A 3515-nucleotide genomic window follows, 5' to 3' on the forward strand; every position below is an offset into this window, starting at 1 on the left:
TACATGTAACTGATTACCTGTAATCATATGCAGCGTTAAATTTAACGCTTCGGATTAAATTTAATCCGAATAAATAAATATCGCTAGGGATAGAGTCAAGCACTAAATTCACTGAAAATTATAACTATCCAAGCCCGTCAGCTCCCTCATGTTAGACCCGCCGCTTGCGGCGCAACTCTAACAAGTTAGCGTTAAAATACCTGAAGAACCTTTAAAATCTGCACGCGCTATGCGCTAACTACACTAACAACTGCTCGACTTTTTCGAAAAAGAACGGCGTTGCCTTTGGGATGTCCTTTTTCTCAAACCTTCTACTGCTAAAGTGATTTCCGATGGAAATCACCACACAACAAATAACTGCTCGACTTTTTCAGAAAAGAACGGCGTTGCCTTTGGGATGTCCTTTTCTTCAAACCTTTAAAAGCTGGAATAGGTGATTGTCAAAATCACGAGAACTCATCAGTTCTAAAAATTACACATGTTATTAAGCCTTAAGAGGATTACCCCTCTTAAGGCATTAATAAGTGTATTTGTTTGTCATGGTGTCAAGCCCGTTCGACGGATGCTGGAGACCCTGCTGCCCACCGCGTCGGGATTCCTTGGCTAGGAAAGTACGCAGTATTTCCCACCGCCGCATTCGCGGCTAGACCCTGCTACCTCACCCGACGCTACTAACTCGGTTATCACCCGCATCCGACGAGCCGAGCTTGACACTAGTTACTCTCTCGATAATTCTGCGGACTTAAACACTTCATCATTCACTCTAAGTCTATGATAATACTGAGTAATATTAATACCCCATCCATCCCCGAGTGCCAAAAATGGCACGTACTTGGCTCATCGTTCAACGAATTGTGGGGTGTGCGCGTATCCTCCCTCTCCCGGTCGTCACGCTAGCACACCCCACAATTCGTTCCTTTTCTTAACGGCTCAAAAAGTCTCAAAAATGAGACGTACTTGGAGGGTCGCCTATTCCTTCTTTATTCCGTAACAAAATAAAAATTAATTCGTTACAATTAAAATTCTTTATTAAACATTAGCATATATCTGCTTCCTTTAATTCGTTACAATACATTGACAACATTACGTTACAACACTACAATTAAGTTACGAATTAGTTGACGGGATTAAATCAGAGGACGTAATCATGAAACCTGGCAGAAAGGCAAAATTCAGCGAAGTTACAAAGGTCATCAGAATCCCTGAATCTCGGGAAAAAGAGGTTCTGCTTTATTTAAATAAAGTGCCCAAGGGAAAAGCGCGGGCTGTTATGGCTTTAATTGAAAAGCATCTGGCTGAACTACCCGATGAGGATGAGCCTGCGCCACAACTCACTTTAATCACGAGCAATTCTTCACCTTCTGCAGCGGATGAAAGTCTTAATCTGCCTTTTTTGGAGATTGTTAAATCACCTCAAGAGATTGCGTTACACGCTGCGCTTGAGTCGTTACAAACCAAAAGCGAAAAAATTGCACACTTAGAAGCGGTAATTCGGAGGTATAAAGATAAAATTCACCCGACATCACCACGCTGGGCAAATGTGCGGACTTTAATCGAGGAATTGGAAGCGGAAATTAAGAAGTGATTACTTACTGGTTAAGGTGTTGGTTAGAGTCTAATTCACCTTAATTCTTGACCCTTACCAGTAAGCGGAAAAATTATCAAAAGTTATTATTATTGTTTTCTGCTGGGTGTTGGTTATGTTCGGTTAAAGTTGACTCCCAGCAGCAGCGCGGCATGTGCTAGTCTTCCAATCACACATATTGCGCTTCTAATGCGTTTATTATAACAAAAACAAGCGCATAATAAAACATCCTGTCGTAAAAAGTTTACAGGATTTATCAGCTCAGTGCCAAGTACGTCTCATTTTTGAGACTTTTACGGCTCAAAGATGAAGTCATCCTCTGTGCCGATTGCGTCCTTATTTGTTCCAAACATACTTAAAAGCAAGTTTTTCAGGTTTTCTGGTGATTCTGCGTAAATATTCAAGTCTTGGATATTTTTTGATAAGCCTGTTGGGGTCGATGCGTCTCTTTCTAATGTCCTCAAATCCACACCTATATTACGAAACAACTTAAGGCGTGTTCCGCATTGCGTAATAAAGTTACGTAACGACTTCTCCAGCGTTGTCTTAGCAGATTTCAGAAATGTTTTAATTCTGCTTTGTTCTTCACAAATCCAGCTCAGTGCTGGGTATGCGCCCGCCAAGTAGTCACCGCAGCTCAATAATATCTCAAGCGGTATTTGTCTGTGTGTGCTGTGTAATTCCACTTCTATCCGCACCCAGTTTGAGTCTTGCCCACCTAATTGCTTTCCTTTTTCGTACACGCGCAAGAGCTTTCCACCCTCGCGAGTCCCAACATAGAACGTTCTCCCCTCATGTGGATTATCCCAGTTACGCCGTTCCATGCGTGGACTTCTGCCCCCGTGCGCTAGCTTAAACAATCCGTCTAGGTAATCCTTATGAGCTTTATCGACGCTGTAGTTTTTTCCTGTGTAATCGTCGTGTGCCAAATCTACCCGCGTTATCTTTGCCCGCCTTCCCTGGGAAACAAATTCTCTTTTTATCCACGCATACAAATTTGTTTCCCACCCTGAGCGTCCGTACTCGCAGTAATCGCCTTTGAGCGTCAGTGCCCACGTTCCACGCTGATACACCCCGCCCCATGCCACAAAGCCCAACGACTTGCCTGAACCCTTGGATAACAGATTCACCGAATACTGATAGTTGTTGTAACCCTTCCTCACTTCGCTTATATCCACTTCCAATAATGGACAGATGCGTTTACGAACCGTCATTTCTATCACTCTAACATCCTCATTTGACAAGTCTTTTTTATCGACCGAAATTCCGAAGTAGTCCTGAGTGAACGTGATAGTTAGATAATCGATTTTTGCCGCAGTCAGTGGTGTATTTAAGTTTACCCCCGTATTACTAGGGGGGGTAACTACCGCCGACAGCCTCGCTAAATTCAAAGAACCGAGACGTGTAAATATCTCGCGCACTAAATCTTCGCGTTGCTTTGACCAAAAACTTGAAGTACAGGGAAGGCTTGTGAATGAGCTGAGAAAATCAGCATCTGACATCAGTAACAGGTTGCTTAACGACATGATTGCACCATGCCCTTCACAACTAATCCGTTACAAATTAATGATTTTGATACAAATCGGTTGAAAATATCTACTTTTGAAGATAATATATTACTCATAACGTAATACCTTTGGGTTGAGCAGACGAAGACTCTTATCGATTGAATTAGTCTGCTTGATTGTGTGTTGCGTATTAACGGGCTAAGTGTTCCACCACTTAGCCCGTTTTCCTTTTGAGGCTTAAGTTAATAATATAAAAATCTGCAAATTTAAGCAAGCGACTGATTATATAAGGTGTTACATGTAACTGATTACCTGTAATCATATGCAGCGTTAAATTTAACGCTTCGGATTAAATTTAATCCGAATAAATAAATATCGCTAGGGATAGAGTCAAGCACTAAATTCACTGAAAATTATAACTA

At 41.8% G+C, this 3515-nt stretch carries 2 protein-coding genes; one reads left to right on the plus strand and one right to left on the minus strand.

Going from position 1 to position 3515, the window contains the following annotated elements; translation table 11 throughout:
- Positions 1–1147: 1147 nt before the first annotated feature.
- Positions 1148–1585 (plus strand): hypothetical protein, encoded by a 438-nt coding sequence (locus tag PHN62_RS17395; RefSeq protein WP_300152706.1) that lies wholly within the window; start codon positions 1148–1150, stop codon positions 1583–1585.
- A gap of 293 nt (positions 1586–1878) precedes the next feature.
- Here PHN62_RS17395 and PHN62_RS17400 read toward each other — a convergent pair whose 3' ends face one another.
- Positions 1879–3111 (minus strand): replication initiation factor domain-containing protein, encoded by a 1233-nt coding sequence (locus PHN62_RS17400; protein ID WP_300152708.1) that lies wholly within the window; start codon positions 3109–3111, stop codon positions 1879–1881.
- Between the last annotated feature and the right edge of the window lie 404 nt (positions 3112–3515).

Source organism: Neomegalonema sp. (genome assembly GCF_028688855.1).
In the GTDB taxonomy this organism is placed as follows: Bacteria; Pseudomonadota; Alphaproteobacteria; order Rhodobacterales; family Rhodobacteraceae; genus Neomegalonema.

Bases quoted from the DNA above. Each gene is read 5' to 3' on its own strand.
- PHN62_RS17395 (WP_300152706.1), top strand. From the start codon at position 1,148: ATGAAACCTGGCAGAAAGGCAAAATTCAGCGAAGTTACAAAGGTCATC.
- PHN62_RS17400 (WP_300152708.1), bottom strand. From the start codon at position 3,111: ATGTCGTTAAGCAACCTGTTACTGATGTCAGATGCTGATTTTCTCAGC.